The sequence below is a fragment of the Salinispora tropica CNB-440 genome (assembly GCF_000016425.1).
In the GTDB taxonomy this organism is placed as follows: Bacteria; Actinomycetota; Actinomycetes; order Mycobacteriales; family Micromonosporaceae; genus Micromonospora; species Micromonospora tropica.
The window spans coordinates 1-14829 of the sequence record NC_009380.1; the positions used below are offsets into that span (position 1 = coordinate 1).

Genomic DNA, 14829 nt, shown 5'->3' on the forward strand with positions numbered 1-14829 from the left:
TTCAGGTCGTGTCACGATCCGGGTCGTGTCATGATCCGAACCATGTCATGATCCGGAACACCTTCGCGGCGCCCCCGATCAACGCTGCCCGACGCTGCGGACAGCAAGCATCCACCACCCTAGCAGAGGGTGAGAGAGCAGCCGCTCCAGCGTACGCAGGGGCACAACGAGCGTCAACGCTCCCACCTGCCGGCCCGGCGCCGGCTGTTCCGACGTTTCCGCTGCTGCCGCCGACGGTCGGCGCACGTCCGCTGTTGATGGCGTCCGGACATCGCTGTTACCGTGCCCGATTGCGGTGAAGGGCTGTTGGCCCGGATCGCGGTGAGTGGCTGTCGGAAGCCCGGGGCCAGTCCGGCTGTGGGTCGCTGCCGGCAGGCAAGACCGAATCGGGCGGTGGATCGTTCGGCAAGGTGACCCGCTTCAGCGCCCGCCCGTACCGGGGGGAGGTCTGACCCACATTCCGTGGGCGGCCACAATCGGTACCCACACAGGCTGTGGATAACTTGTGGACAAGAACCGGTCGGCCAGCCGGGGTGGGAAGCGCCGCGTGAACGCGGCGGGCCCGGGACGGCCGACGGGGAGGACGGCGGCGTCCGGGAACAGAGGCGAGGGGGTGGCACGACGGTGACGGATACAACCGACCTCGCCGCGGTGTGGACGGCAACGACCGACGAGTTGGCCGACGAGATCGTCTCTGCCCAGCAGCGGGCCTATCTGCGACTGACCCGCCTCCGCGCCATCGTCGAGGACACCGCGCTCGTCTCCGTCCCGGACGCCTTCACCCGAGATGTCATCGAGTCCCGGCTCCGCCCGGCGATCACCGAGGCCCTCACCCGCCGGCTGGGGCGCCCCATCCAGGTGGCGGTCACGGTGCGAGCACCGGAAGACGCCCCCGGCCGCCCGGCCGGCACCATCTACCACAGCGCCCCGAGCCCGGAGACCGGCGCGTTGCCCGGCGACACCACCGACCGCGCCGCGGGAGGGGGCCCGGACGACGGCGTGGACCACAGGTTCCCGCTGATCCCCGGGCAGGCCCAACCGGAGCGCCGCACTGCGGCGCCCGCTGGTTCGTACGGCGAGCAGACGACGCCGATGTCCCGGGACAGCCAGGAGCCGTTGTTCAGCTCCGCCTTCGCCGGGCCGCCCCGAGGCGAGCGTCACGATGTTGACGAGCAGGCCCGGCTGGGCCCACCGGTGACCGAACGCCCGTTCGAGGCCCACTACCGAGCAGAGGGGGCGGACCAGCACGGGGGGCGGGCCCTGCCCCGGGAACTCGGCACCGACAGCGGGCCGGGGAGGGTGGACCACCGACCGGGTGGCCGCGAGGACCGTCGGCCACCGGCACCCGCCGACGGCGGCGGCAACCGGCTCAACCCGAAGTACATGTTCGAGACGTTCGTTATCGGTTCGTCGAACCGATTCGCCCACGCGGCTTCGGTGGCGGTCGCCGAGTCACCGGCGAAGGCGTACAACCCGCTGTTCATCTACGGCAGCTCAGGGCTGGGCAAGACGCACTTGCTGCACGCGATCGGCCACTACGCCACGACGCTCGGCAACGCCAACTCGGTCCGGTACGTCTCGACCGAGGAGTTCACCAACGACTTCATCAACTCGCTGCGCGACGACAAGACCAGCGCCTTCCAGCGCCGGTACCGGGACGTCGACATCCTCCTGATCGACGACATCCAGTTCCTGGAGAACCGGGAGCGGACGCAGGAGGAGTTCTTCCACACCTTCAACACACTGCACAACGCCAACAAGCAGATCGTGATCACCTCCGACCGGTCGCCGAAGCAGCTGGCGACTCTGGAGGACCGGCTGCGGACCCGGTTCGAATGGGGCCTACTCGCCGACATCCAGCCGCCAGACCTGGAGACCCGGATCGCGATCCTCCAGAAGAAAGCCGCCCAGGAACGGCTGTTCGCCCCGCCGGACGTACTGGAGTTCATTGCGTCCCGAGTGTCGAACTCCATCCGAGAACTTGAGGGTGCGCTGATCCGGGTCACCGCGTTCGCCAGCCTCACCCGGTCATCGGTGGAGTTGTCGCTGGCCGAGGAGGTGCTGCGGGACTTCATTCCGGACGGCACCGGGCCAGAGATCACCGCCGACCAGATCATGGTTGCCACCGCCGACTACTTCGGGGTGAGTCTGGAGGACCTGCGCGGGCACTCCCGCTCGCGGGTGCTCGTCAACGCCCGCCAGGTCGCCATGTACCTGTGCCGGGAGCTCACCGACCTGTCGCTGCCCCGAATCGGACAGGCGTTCGGGGGCCGCGACCACACCACGGTCATGCACGCCGACCGCAAGATCCGTCAGCAGATGGCCGAGCGCCGGTCGCTCTACAACCAGATCGCCGAGCTGACCAACCGGATCAAGCAGAACACCTGAGCCGTACGCCGCACCGCTGAACCGGCGCCGCAGTGGCGTACGCGGTGCTCCACACCCCACCGGACCGGAAAGAGGGGCGCCGGATCGGGGTGGTGGGCCGGATGCGGGTGTCTGGTCGTCGCCAAGAAGTCCCGCTCGTTGTCCACAGCTCCGTTGCGTCGGTGGAGAACACCAGGCCATCAACCCTCTCGTTATCCACAGGTTGTGGATAACCCTGGGGGTAGCCCTGTGGATGCTTGGGGAAAACGGTGTCGTTGTCCACCGAGGGCGGGCCGGGTGTGGACAAGTTGTTGAAGGTTCTGGGGATAACCCGGGTCGAGACGCGAGAGACGATCCACAGGCCTGGGGATGAAGTCCGTGGATAACCGGTGGATAACCGGTGGACAACGGTGGACAGGCTGGGGGTAACTCCGGCCTGTGGATGGCAGCCCGGGTTTTCCCCCGGCTTCTCCACAGGTAACCCACCGGTGGGTTACCGGTCTGACCTGCGTCAACGCAAGTTCTCCACAGTTTGCACAGGTGCGACGAAGACGATGAGTTAGATCTCTAAAGACAACAAAAACCAATCATCACCGTTGGACTTCCTGTGGATCGGGCTGTAGACCGCCGCTGCCGGTCAGCCGCACCTGGACACGCGTGGGGTCGGGCGCACCGCCGATGCCCACGCGCCCTAAGGTGCCAGGGGAACCGGCACGCCCCGGCGGGTCGGCAGGCAGCGGTCGGCATGAGAGAGTTGGCGCTGACGTTGACGCGGAGGCATTGATGAAGTTCCGAGTAGAGCGCGACGCGCTCGCCGAGGCCGTGGCCTGGACCGCGAAAAGCCTGCCGAACCGGCCGTCGGTGCCGGTGCTCGCCGGTGTGCTGCTGCGGGTCACCGACGGCAACCTGCAGGTCTCCGGCTTCGACTACGAGGTCTCCAGCCAGGTGACCGTCGAGGTGCAGGGGGACGCCGACGGCGCCACCCTGGTCTCCGGCCGGCTCCTCGCCGAGATCACCAAGGCGCTGCCGGCGAAACCGGTCGACATCGCGGCGGTCGGCGCTCATCTCGAACTCGTCTGCGGCAGCGCCCGCTTCACTCTGCCCACCATGCCGGTCGAGGACTACCCCACCCTCCCGGAGATGCCGGTCAGCGCTGGCACCATCGACGCCGCCGCGTTCGCCGCCGCCGTTGCCCAGGTAGCCGTGGCAGCCGGCCGGGACGAGACCCTGCCGATGATGACCGGCGTCCGGCTGGAGCTCTCCGGCGGCACGTTGGCCATGCTCGCCACCGATCGCTACCGCCTCGCCCTGCGCGAGATCGAGTGGAACCCGGAAGACCCGGAGATCAGCCTCAACGCGCTGGTACCGGCCCGCACGCTGCATGACACCGCCAAGGCCCTGGGGCCGCTCGGCGGTCAGGTAACCATGGCGCTCTCCCAGGGAGCGGCGGGTGAGGGCATGATCGGTTTTGTCGGCGGCCCCCGCCGCACCACCAGCCGACTGCTTGACGGCGCCAACTACCCGCCGGTGCGCTCCCTCTTCCCCGCCACCCAGAACGCGCAGGCCCAGGTCCCGGTCAGCGCGCTCATCGAGGTCGTCAAGCGGGTCGCGCTCGTCGCCGAACGCACCACTCCGGTGCTGCTGAGCTTCAGCGACGACGGACTGGTGGTCGAGGCCGGTGGCACCGAGGAGGCGCGCGCCAGCGAGGCGATGGAGGCCACCTTCAGCGGTGATCCGCTGACCATCGGCTTCAACCCCCAGTACCTGATCGACGGTCTCTCGAACATGGGGACCCAGTTCGCCGTTCTGTCGTTCGTCGACGCCTTCAAGCCGGCGGTGATTTCTCCCGTCGGCGAGGATGGCGAGGTCGTGCCCGGGTATCGCTACCTCATCATGCCGATCCGCGTTTCCCGCTGATCGCACCCGAGACGAACCACGACGCACGGAGGTAAGGACAATGCAGCTCGGCCTGGTAGGGCTCGGCCGCATGGGCGGCAACATGCGTGAGCGGCTGCGCGCCGCTGGGCATGAGGTGATCGGGTACGACAACCAGGCCGAGCTGAGCGACGTCGCGAGCCTGGCGGAGATGGCGAAGAAGCTGGACGCGCCCCGCGCAGTGTGGGTCATGGTCCCTGCCGCCGTCACCGACGAGACCATCACCAAGCTGGCGGAGGTGCTCGACACCGGCGACATCATCGTTGACGGCGGAAACTCGCGGTTCAGCGACGATGCCCCGCGCGCCGAGCGGCTGAACGAGCGCGGCATTGGGTACGTCGATGCCGGGGTTTCCGGGGGCGTTTGGGGCCGACAGAACGGGTACGCCCTCATGGTCGGCGGTGCCAAGGAACACGTTGACCGACTGATGCCGATCTTCGAGGCGCTCAAGCCGGCCGGAGAATTCGGCTTCGTGCACGCCGGGCCGGTCGGTGCCGGACACTACGCCAAGATGGTGCACAACGGCGTCGAGTACGGTCTCATGCACGCCTACGCCGAGGGCTACGAACTGCTCGCCAAGTCCGAGCTGGTCACCGATGTCCCCGGCGTCTTCAAGTCGTGGCGGGAGGGCACGGTCGTCCGCTCCTGGCTGCTCGACCTCCTCGACCGTGCTCTCGACGAGGACCCGAAGCTGGCCGAGCTGAGCCCCTACACGGAGGACACCGGCGAGGGTCGGTGGACCGTGGACGAGGCGGTCCGACTCGCTGTTCCGATGAACGTCATCGCCGCCGCGCTCTTCGCCCGTTTCGCCTCCCGCCAGGACGACTCGCCCGCGATGAAGGCCGTCGCCGCGCTGCGCCAGCAGTTCGGCGGGCACGCCGTTCGCAAGCGCTGACCGGCCCCCACCGCCCGTGTACGTTCGCCGGCTGGAACTCGTCGACTTCCGCTCGTACGAGCGGGTCGGCGTGGACCTCGAACCAGGGGCGAACGTCCTGGTCGGTCCGAACGGGGTCGGCAAGACCAACCTGATCGAGGCGCTCGGCTACGTGGCGACCCTGGACTCCCACCGGGTCGCCACTGACGCCCCGCTGGTCCGGATGGGTGCCGCCGCGGGGATCATTCGCTGCGCCGTGGTGCATGAGGGCCGGGAGCTACTGGTCGAGTTGGAGATCGTTCCGGGGCGGGCCAACCGGGCCCGGCTCGGTCGGTCCCCGGCCCGGCGGGCCCGGGACGTCCTCGGTGCCCTGCGGCTGGTGCTCTTTGCCCCAGAGGACCTGGAACTGGTCCGGGGCGACCCGGCGCAGCGGCGCCGCTACCTCGACGATCTGCTGGTGCTCCGACAGCCCCGGTACGCCGGGGTGCGGACCGACTACGAGCGGGTGGTCCGGCAGCGGAACGCCCTGCTGCGCACCGCGTACCTGGCGCGCAAGACCGGTGGCACCCGCGGCGGCGACCTCTCCACGCTCGCGGTCTGGGACGACCACCTCGCGCGGCACGGCGCCGAGTTGCTCGCGGGTCGGCTCGACCTCGTCGCCGCGCTCGCCCCCCACGTCAACCGGGCGTACGACGCGGTGGCCGCGGGTGCGGGCGCCGCTGGCATCGCCTACCGGTCGTCGGTCGAGCTGGCCAGTTCGACCGCGGACCGGGCGGACCTGACCGCGGCGCTGAGCGACGCGCTCGCCGCCGGCCGCACAGCCGAGATCGAGCGGGGGACCACCCTGGTCGGCCCGCACCGGGACGAGCTCACCCTGACTCTGGGGCCACTGCCCGCGAAGGGGTACGCCAGCCACGGCGAGTCCTGGTCGTTCGCGCTGGCACTCCGGCTCGCCGGGTACGACCTGCTGCGCGCTGACGGGATCGAGCCGGTGTTGGTGCTGGATGACGTCTTCGCCGAACTGGACACCGGCCGGCGGGATCGCCTCGCCGAGTTGGTCGGTGACGCGAGCCAACTCCTGGTGACCTGCGCGGTGGAGGAGGATCTCCCCGCGCGTCTGCGCGGAGCGCGATTCGTTGTCCGCGAGGGAGAGGTACAGCGTGTCGGATGAGGTGGTGCCCGCCGCCGGACCCCGCGGGGGGTCGGCGACCGGCGCGGACGGGTCTGCCCCGGCGGCTACTGGCGGGGCCGAAGAACCGGCCGGGCCGCAACTCGCACGGGCCGTGCTGGATGCGGCGAAGGCTCGGCGTCAGGCGGCGCAGCCGCAACGGCGCAGCCGCAACGGTGGGGCGAGCGGTGGGGGGCGACGGCCGCGGGGCTACTCCGGCCCGGGGCCGGATCCGCGCGACCCGCAGCCGCTCGGCGCGGTACTGGACCGGCTGGTGAAGGCCCGGGGCTGGCAACAACCGGCGGCCGAAGCGACGGTCTTTGGCGCCTGGGAACGGGTGGTCGGCCCGGACGTGGCCCAGCACAGCCGGCCGGTAAAGCTGGACGGTGGTGAGCTGACCGTGGAGGCACGCTCGACCGCCTGGGCCACCCAGCTCCGGCTGCTCGCCGGCTCGCTGCTGCAACAGATCGCCCGCGAGGTGGGCCACAACGTCGTACGCCGACTACACATCCACGGTCCGGCCGCGCCGTCCTGGTCGCGTGGCCCTCGTCGGGTGCGGGGCCGCGGCCCCCGGGACACCTACGGCTGAACGGCCCGGCGGGGTGCCACCGACTCGGCGTAGACCGCGAAGCCCCGCTCGGCGCAGCGGCGGTAGAACGCGGCGAGTACGCTCAGCTCCGCGCAGGTGAAGGTCCACTGCGGCGGATCCCCGCTTTCGTCGCGGAGCCGGTCCAGCCGGCTGTCCAGCCAGCGCAGCTGCTGTTCGGCCAGGCGTCCGTCGCCGAGTAACGCGCGGAGCACCTCGCTGACGGTGTCGAAGGTGACCGCCTCCCCGACTGCTCGATGCCGGGCCACGAACCGCTCGACTCCGTCGGCGATCCACCCGCAGCCGTCCGGGTCGATCACCGGGTCCTCGTCTTCCGCCGAGTGATCTGTGGCGTAGAGCACATTCTCCAAGCCGAGGATCAGATCGACCAGTTCGGTGTACGCGGTCGCCCGGACCGTGCCGGTCTTGGCGATCAGTTCGGCGAGCGCGGCCGTCGGCGCGGAGATCTGCGGCATGTCGACGATCTCGCCGAAGTCCACGAACTCGGCCGGCGCGACCGGGTCGTAGAAGCGGCCGGTCCGCGGCCAGTTCACCACGACGTTATCCAGCCCCATCTGGTGTCACCTCTCAAGCCATGTCCGTACGAACGGGTCGATCGTCCGGTTCCAGCCGGCAAAGATCAAGCCGGTGTTCATCGCGGCATGGGACACACCGGACCTCGGGGTCGCCGCCGGCTGGTGCGAGCCTACGGCCGGCTCGGTGCGCGTGGGGGGAGTCGTGGACGGAGCAGTCGGCCGGCTATGAAGGTCTCAGCCGCCGCGGAAGGGGTGCCGAGTGGTGGTTCTGTCGTCGACGCCCAGTAGGATTGGCCGGAGACGAAGACCCGGTGCGGAGCGATGAAACCCGGGGCCGGCCCGGGCCCGAGATCATCGTCCCACATCAGGTCGAGCCGATCGCGATCCGCGGGCAACCGCGGCGGCCGGCGCGTTCGACCCCCAGCCCGGATGACTCTCCGGTGCCGGTCCGCGCGCCCGACGTCGCGTCCTGTCCGCCGAACCCCGCGACCGGTCGTGCCAAATGGCGTGGCCGACGCGAGAAAGTGGCCGAGGGTGGCAGCGCAGGACAAGCAGGAGTACGGCGCCGAGTCGATCACCGTCCTCGAAGGGCTGGAGGCGGTCCGCAAGCGCCCCGGTATGTACATCGGGTCCACCGGCGAACGCGGTCTGCACCACCTGGTGTGGGAGGTCGTGGACAACGCGGTGGATGAGGCGCTGGCCGGGCACTGCGACACCATTGACGTGGTGCTGCTCGCCGACGGCGGGGTTCGGGTCACTGATAACGGCCGTGGTTTCCCGGTCGACCCGCATCCGAAGCTCAAGAAGCCGGGCGTCGAGGTGGCACTGACCGTGCTGCACGCCGGCGGAAAGTTCGACGGCAAGGCGTACGCCGTCTCCGGTGGCCTGCACGGCGTCGGGGTGTCGGTCGTGAACGCCCTCTCCACCCGGATGGCCGTCGAGATCCAGAAGGACGGCTACGTCTGGCGGCAGTCGTACACGGACTCGAAGCCGACGCCGTTGGAGAAGGGTGAGTCGACCGACGCCACCGGCTCGGCGGTCTCCTTCTGGCCCGATCCCAGGGTCTTCGAGACGGTTGCCTTCGACTTCCAGACCATCTACCGCCGGCTCCAGGAGATGGCCTTCCTCAACCGCGGTCTCACCATCCACTTCCTCGACGAGCGAGTCGACGAGGGCGACGATGGCAAGATGCGGGAGGTCACCTTCTGCTACCAGGGTGGCATCGCCGACTTCGTCCGGCACCTCAACGCTTCGAAGACCTCGATTCACAAGTCGGTGGTCGAGTTCGGCACCGAGGAAGACGGCATGTCGGTCGAGATCGCCATGCAGTGGAACGAGTCGTATGGCGAGTCGGTCTACACCTTCGCCAACAACATCAACACGCATGAGGGCGGCACCCACGAGGAAGGCTTCCGATCGGCGCTGACCAGTGTCATCAACCGGTACGGTGCGGAGAAGCGGCTGCTCAAGAGTGACGAGAAGCTCTCGGGGGAGGATATCCGGGAGGGACTGGCGGCGATCATCTCGGTGAAGCTGACCAACCCGCAGTTCGAGGGGCAGACCAAGACCAAGCTGGGCAACACGCCGGTCAAGAGTTTCGTGCAGCGGGTCTGCAACGAGTGGCTGGTTGACTGGCTGGACCGTAACCCGGCCGAGGCGAAGGTCATCATCACCAAGGCATCCCAGGCGGCACGTGCCCGGGTCGCCGCCCAGCAGGCCCGTAAGTTGGCCCGCCGTAAGTCGCTGCTGGAGTCCGGCTCGATGCCGGGTAAGTTGGCCGACTGCCAGTCGACCGATCCCCGCGAGTGCGAGGTCTTCATCGTTGAGGGCGACTCGGCGGGCGGCTCCGCCAAGCAGGGACGCGACCCGCGGACGCAGGCGATCCTGCCGATCCGCGGCAAGATCCTCAATGTGGAGAAGGCGCGGATCGACCGGGTCCTGAAGAACAACGAGGTCCAGGCGCTGATCACCGCGCTCGGCACCGGCATCCACGACGACTTCGACATCGAGAAGCTGCGGTACCACAAGATTGTGTTGATGGCCGACGCGGATGTCGACGGTCAGCACATCCAGACGTTGTTGCTGACTCTGCTCTTCCGCTTCATGCGACCACTGGTCGAGTTGGGGCACGTCTACCTGGCCGCCCCGCCGCTCTACAAGATCAAGTGGAATCGGAAGGGGGACGATGCGCAGTACGCTTACTCCGACCGAGAGCGGGATGGGTTGATCGCCCTGCGGCAGCAGAAGAAGCCCAACGCCAAGCCGGACGACATCCAGCGGTTCAAGGGGCTCGGCGAGATGAACTATCCCGAGCTTTGGGAGACCACGATGAACCCGGCTACGCGTACCCTGCGGCAGGTCACGCTCGACGACGCGGCGACCGCGGACGAGCTGTTCAGCGTGCTGATGGGGGAGGATGTCGAGGCTCGTCGCTCGTTTATCCAGCGTAATGCCAAGGACGTGCGGTTCCTGGACATCTGAGCCACTCGGGTCCGGCCGGCCCATCGTCGACGCGACCCTGGCGAATCCACAGGGTTATCCACAGCCAGGCCGGTTTCCACAGCGGTTATCCACAGCACAAAAGCGACTCTGAGTCTGATAAGGGTTAACAAGTGACCGATACCCCCGAGTCCACACCGAACGAGCCCGACGTCCCCGAGACCGCCGGCGCCGTCGTGGCGCACGACCGGATCGAGCCGGTCGGGCTCGAGGTGGAGATGCAGCGTTCCTACCTCGACTACGCCATGAGCGTGATCGTCGGGCGGGCGCTGCCGGACGTCCGGGACGGGCTGAAGCCGGTCCACCGCAAGATCCTCTACGCGATGTTCGACTCGGGGTACCGGCCCGACCGGGGGTACGTGAAGTGCTCTCGGGTGGTCGGCGATGTGATGGGCCAGTTCCATCCGCACGGCGACTCGGCGATCTACGACGCCCTGGTCCGGATGGCCCAGCCCTGGGCGCTGCGCTACCCGCTGGTGGATGGCAACGGCAACTTCGGGTCGCCGGGCAACGATCCGGCCGCGGCGATGCGGTACACCGAGTGCAAGCTCGAACCGCTGGCGATGGAGATGCTGCGGGACATCGACGAGGACACCGTCGACCTGCAGGACAACTACGACGGGCGGGCCAAGGAGCCCACGATCCTGCCGTCCCGGATCCCCAACCTACTGGTCAACGGCTCCGAAGGCATCGCGGTCGGAATGGCCACCAAGATCCCACCGCACAACCTGCGGGAGATCGGCGCGGCGGTGCAGTGGTGCCTGGAGCACCCGGAGGCCGACGAGGCGAGCACTCTGGAAGCCCTTCTGGGGATCGTCAAGGGTCCGGACTTCCCGACCCACGGCCTGATCGTCGGCCGGGCGGGGATCCAGGACGCGTACCGCACCGGTCGCGGCTCGATCCGGATGCGCGCCGTGGTCGAGGTCGAGGAGGACAAGCGGGGCCGGCCAGCGCTGGTGGTCAGCGAGCTGCCGTACCAGGTGAACCCCGACAACCTGGCCGAGCGGATCGCTGAGCTGATCAAGGAGGGGAAGCTCGCCGGAATCGCCGACATCCGGGACGAGTCCTCCGGCCGGACCGGCATGCGGCTGGTGCTGGTGCTCAAGCGCGACGCGGTCGCCAAGGTGGTGCTGAACAACCTCTACAAGCACACCCAGCTTCAGGAGACCTTCGGCGCGAACATGCTGGCGCTGGTGGACGGCGTGCCGCGCACGCTCAACCTGGCCCAGTTCATCCGCTACTACGTCGCTCACCAGATCGAGGTGATCCGCCGGCGGACGGCGTTCCGGCTGCGTAAGGCCGAGGAACGGGCGCACATCCTGCGCGGTCTGGCCAAGGCGCTGGACGCCCTCGACGAGGTGATCGCGCTGATCCGGCGCTCGCCGACGGTGGATGACGCGCGGCAGGGTCTGATCCGGTTGCTGGAGATCGACGAGATCCAGGCCACCGCGATCCTGGACATGCAGCTGCGGCGGCTGGCCGCGCTGGAACGGCAGCGGATTCTCGACGACCTGGCGAAGCTCGAGCTGGAGATCGCCGACTTCAAGGACATTCTGGCGAAGCCGGAGCGGCAGCGGCGGATCGTCTCGGAGGAGCTGGGTGAGATCGTCGCGAAGTGGGGCGACGACCGGCGTACCCAGATCATTCCGTTCGACGGCGAGGTCTCGATGGAGGACCTGATCGCCCGCGAGGACATCGTCGTCACCATTACCCGAACCGGGTACGCGAAGCGCACCAAGGTGGACGCGTACCGCTCGCAGCGGCGGGGCGGTAAGGGGGTCAGCGGCGCCTCGCTGCGGCAGGACGACATCGTCAGCCATTTCTTCGTGTGCTCGACGCACGACTGGATTTTGTTCTTCACCAACAAGGGTCGGGTGTACCGGGCCAAGGCGTATGAGCTCCCGGAAGCCAGTAGGGTGGCCAAGGGCCAACACGTGGCCAATCTGCTCGCCTTCCAACCAGACGAGCAGATCGCACAGATCATCGAGATTTCCGACTACCAGGTCGCCCCCTACCTGGTTCTGGCCACAAAGAACGGAGTGGTAAAGAAGACGAGGCTCGAGGAGTTCGACTCCAACCGGTCCGGCGGCATCATCGCGATCAACCTGCGCGAGGACGACGAACTGGTCGGTGCCGCCCTGGTGGCGCCGGAGCAGGATCTCCTGCTGGTGTCGAAGAACGCCTTGGCGATCCGGTTCAACGCCACCGACGAGGCGCTGCGGCCGATGGGGCGGGCTACCTCGGGTGTGATCGGGATGCGGTTCAGCGAGGACGACGAGTTGCTCGCGATGGAGGTCGTCCGGCACGGCCTGGACGTCCTGGTGGCTACCAACGGCGGCTACGCGAAACGTACTCCGATTGAGGAATACCCGGTCCAGGGCCGGGGAGGTAAGGGCGTGCTGACTGCGAAGATCACCGAGCGGCGCGGTGGTCTGGTCGGTGCTGTGGTGATCGACCCGGACGACGAGCTCTTCGCTATCACCAGTAACGGTGGTGTCATTCGGACTCCGGTGAAGCCTGTACGCCGTACGCGCGACCGGAACACAATGGGGGTCAAGCTGATGGACCTTCCGGATGGCGTAACCATCGTGGCGATTGCTCGCAATGCCGACGAGCCTGACGAACAGGACTAGTTGCATGACGGAGACACAGGCGAAGTCGGGGAACGCGGGTAACTCGGCTAACCCAGTCGACGAGGACGGCGCCACGAGCGGTGCCCCAGCCGCCGGGCGGGCGGCAGTGGGCCGGGCCACCGTCCCCGCCGACGTGCCGGCCCCGAAGTTCACGAGGGCTCCGGGGATGGCCCCGCCGCCGGACAAGCCGGCCGAGGAGCCGGAACCCGGCGAGGAACCGGCTGAGGCCACGAAGGCCGAGACACCGCGGACCAGTGGTGCCGCCGCTGAGACGACCTCCGCGGCCACCCAGCCGTCGACCTCCGGTGGTGCTGGGCAGACCAGCACGGCCGCCGGGAGCACTGCTGCCGCCCTGGGTGGTGCGAACGGCCTCCCCCGATTCGGTGACACCGGGAGCCAGCCGCGGGTCACCGGGACCGCTCGCCCCCAGCCGAACTCCGCTGGCCGGCCTCAGGGCGGTAGTCTCCCGCCGGGAATCAGTGGGGTGGCGGCCGTCGGGGCGGCGCGGGTCGGTGAGGCGGTACGCGCGGCGCGTACCGCGGTCAGCTCTGCCGCGTCTCGCGGGCCGCGCCGGGCCCGGCTGAACCTGCGGCGGATCGACCCATGGTCGGTGATGAAGTTCGCCTTCGCCGTTTCGGTGGTGCTCTTCATCGTCGTCGTGGTCGCGACCTCGGTGCTGTATCTGGCGCTGGACGCGATGGGCGTGTTCGCCAGCGTCAACGACAGCCTGAGTGATCTGGTCAACGCGGGCGGCGGCCAGAACACCAACGGCTTCCAGATCACCGCCCGCGGCGTGATCCTGAGTTCCGCGTTGATCGGCCTGGTCAACGTCGTGCTGTTCACGGCGCTGGCAACGCTGGGCGCATTCGTCTACAACGTCTGCGCCGACCTGGTGGGCGGTGTCGAGCTGACGCTCGCCGAGCGCGACTGAGCACGTCAGCGGTACCCGGGTCGTCGGCCGGCGACCCGGGTACCGCACCTGTCGCGGAACGCCCGGGGTCACCCCCGATTTGGGGGCGGCCGGGCCGATGGGTTAACCTTGCTCGTCGCAACACGGGGCTATAGCTCAGTCGGTTAGAGCGCAGAGCTGATAACTCTGAGGTCGCTGGTTCGATTCCAGCTAGCCCCACCTCACACCCGATCCTCACATCTTCGAGGATCGAGCGTTCTAAGCACCGATTCCTCCGCTCGTCAGGGGACGGTAGCCAGGCGGACGATTCAGTTCAGGAATTCAGGGCCGTCGGCCTCTCTTTGTCCTGGCAGTGGACGTGTCGTACCCCGTCCCTAGTCTGGCGTCGTCCGTTGCTCCCGGCCCCGGTTTCCGCCGGTCGGTTTGCTTTCGAGGAGGTCCGGTGCTCAACCACCTCGGCATTCAGGTGTGCGATCTCGACGCCAGTCTTGCCTTTTACGATGCTGTCCTGGCCCCACTTGATGGGCATCGCCTGATGGAGTTCCCGGAGGCGGTCGGCTATGGCAGCAGCACTCCCGACTTCTGGCTCAGCCCGCTGAGTGGCGCGCCCGGGGGAGTCGAGTCGCACATCGCCTTCACCGCGCCCGACCGGGCTGCCGTGCAGGCGTTCCACGACGCCGCAGTGGCGCTCGGGGCGGAGGTGCTCCATGCGCCCCGGGTCTGGCCGGAATATCACCCGACATACTTCGGTGCTTTCGTCCGCGATCCGGATGGAAACAACGTCGAGGCGGTCTGCCATCGGCCAGAGTGATCGCTCCGCGGTGCCGGTTGGGCGGGATGCGGTGATGAGTCCCGGGCCACTGCGTCTGCGGGCCCGTTTACCGGGCCTTGCTTCTGGCTGATACGGTCCTGGGGTAGGTCCGACGGCACGTCGAGCGTGAGGGGTTGCCCTAATGTTCAAGAAGCTGCTGATCCTCGTCGGTATCGTCGGTGTGGCGGCCATCGTGGCCAAGCGAGTCAAGGAAACCAACGACGAGCGGGCCCTTTGGCACGAGGCCACCACCGCGCCCGACCTGCGCTGATTCGCACGGATCAGCGCTCGGCGGCACGGACCACTTCCGGGGCCCTAGCTCAACTGGCAGAGCACTGCCTTTGCAAGGCAGGGGTTAGGGGTTCAAGTCCCCTGGGCTCCACCGATCGCACCAAGCGCGACTTCTGACGTGCCCCCGTCCGTTCTGGGCGGGGGCACTGTTGTGTCGGTGGGGGTCGCGAACACGGGTGCGACTCCCCGGTTGGTGAGTTGGACTTTGGCGATGAGGGC

The 14829-nt window shown here is 68.3% G+C and carries 11 protein-coding genes and 2 tRNA genes; 12 read left to right on the plus strand and 1 reads right to left on the minus strand.

From position 1 onward, the window contains the following. Positions 1-624: 624 nt before the first annotated feature. From dnaA to STROP_RS00025, 5 genes are all read left to right on the plus strand, one after another. Positions 625-2388: a chromosomal replication initiator protein DnaA gene (gene dnaA / locus STROP_RS00005; RefSeq protein WP_011903923.1), complete on the plus strand. Its 1764-nt coding sequence runs from the start codon at positions 625-627 to the stop codon at positions 2386-2388. 762 nt (positions 2389-3150) lie between these two features. Continuing rightward, a complete protein-coding gene (dnaN, locus tag STROP_RS00010; RefSeq protein WP_011903925.1) occupies positions 3151-4284 on the plus strand; it encodes a DNA polymerase III subunit beta in 1134 nt (377 codons plus the stop codon). After that, positions 4226-5197, plus strand: coding sequence for a phosphogluconate dehydrogenase (NAD(+)-dependent, decarboxylating) (gene gnd / locus STROP_RS00015; protein ID WP_268987626.1), 972 nt, complete (start codon positions 4226-4228; stop codon positions 5195-5197). The genes dnaN and gnd overlap by 59 nt, the downstream gene beginning before the upstream one ends. Before the next feature lie 16 nt (positions 5198-5213). Next, a complete protein-coding gene (gene recF / locus STROP_RS00020) occupies positions 5214-6347 on the plus strand; it encodes a DNA replication/repair protein RecF (RefSeq protein ID WP_011903927.1) in 1134 nt (377 codons plus the stop codon). Next, positions 6337-6933: a DciA family protein gene (locus STROP_RS00025; RefSeq protein ID WP_011903928.1), complete on the plus strand. Its 597-nt coding sequence runs from the start codon at positions 6337-6339 to the stop codon at positions 6931-6933. Before recF ends, STROP_RS00025 begins: the two co-directional genes overlap by 11 nt. Here STROP_RS00025 and STROP_RS00030 read toward each other — a convergent pair. Further along, positions 6924-7505 (minus strand): hypothetical protein, encoded by a 582-nt coding sequence (locus STROP_RS00030; protein WP_011903929.1) that lies wholly within the window; start codon positions 7503-7505, stop codon positions 6924-6926. The genes STROP_RS00025 and STROP_RS00030 overlap by 10 nt on opposite strands. Positions 7506-8000: 495 nt before the next feature. On the opposite strand from STROP_RS00030, the gene gyrB reads away from it, so the two are divergent. From gyrB to STROP_RS00060, 7 genes are all read left to right on the plus strand, one after another. Continuing rightward, the gene (gene gyrB, locus STROP_RS00035; protein ID WP_028569374.1) at positions 8001-9947 is read left to right on the plus strand and encodes a DNA topoisomerase (ATP-hydrolyzing) subunit B; all 1947 of its coding nucleotides are present in this window, start codon (positions 8001-8003) and stop codon (positions 9945-9947) included. Between the two features lie 131 nt (positions 9948-10078). Next, the gene (gene gyrA / locus STROP_RS00040; protein WP_011903931.1) at positions 10079-12598 is read left to right on the plus strand and encodes a DNA gyrase subunit A; all 2520 of its coding nucleotides are present in this window, start codon (positions 10079-10081) and stop codon (positions 12596-12598) included. A 4-nt stretch (positions 12599-12602) separates the two neighbouring features. Next, positions 12603-13529 carry a DUF3566 domain-containing protein gene (locus tag STROP_RS00045; protein ID WP_011903932.1) on the plus strand — a complete coding sequence of 309 codons (927 nt, stop codon included), beginning with the start codon at positions 12603-12605 and terminating at the stop codon, positions 13527-13529. 124 nt (positions 13530-13653) lie between these two features. Then, a tRNA-Ile gene (locus STROP_RS00050) sits at positions 13654-13727 on the plus strand. A 223-nt stretch (positions 13728-13950) separates the two neighbouring features. After that, on the plus strand, positions 13951-14319 hold the full coding sequence (locus tag STROP_RS00055) for a VOC family protein (RefSeq protein WP_011903933.1): 369 nt from the start codon (positions 13951-13953) through the stop codon (positions 14317-14319). Between the two features lie 142 nt (positions 14320-14461). After that, positions 14462-14590 (plus strand): DLW-39 family protein, encoded by a 129-nt coding sequence (locus tag STROP_RS25450; RefSeq protein WP_011903934.1) that lies wholly within the window; start codon positions 14462-14464, stop codon positions 14588-14590. A 38-nt stretch (positions 14591-14628) separates the two neighbouring features. Next, positions 14629-14701, plus strand: a tRNA-Ala gene (locus STROP_RS00060). Positions 14702-14829: the final 128 nt, after the last annotated feature.